Below are 323 nucleotides of genomic sequence, written 5' to 3'. Positions count from 1 at the left end.
CGCGGCCCAAGTAGTGGAGCGTTTAGCCGTATAAGGCATTCTCGCGACACCAGACCCGCTAGAGCAGAATCTGATCACTCAGGCTCGTATCCTGCGGCGCAGAAGTAGTTTGTGCATTCCTCGGCGGTGAAGCGTGGCAGCGCGTCGCGGATTGCGTCCCAAAGCTCGGGGATGTTGCGTGCGGCGGCTTTCCTGAGGATCGACTTCAGCTTGGAGAAGGCATTCTCGATCGGGTTAAAGTCGGGGCTGTAAGGCGGTAGGAAGGTAAGCGCTATTTTCCCTGCACGTTGACGGCCCTTGCAACAACGGATCGCTTTCAGACG

Annotated in this window: 1 protein-coding gene; it reads right to left on the bottom strand. The window is 57.9% G+C overall.

All coding sequences use genetic code 11. The annotated features are described in order from the left end of the window. Positions 1–74: 74 nt before the first annotated feature. Positions 75–323: transposase (locus ACWGTO_RS33965; protein ID WP_454579016.1), on the bottom strand; the 249-nt coding region annotated here is incomplete at its 5' end.

This window comes from Mesorhizobium sp. PL10 (assembly GCF_053714315.1).
Note: the sequence above shows the minus strand (reverse complement) of the source record. Positions and strands in the feature narration are given on the sequence as shown.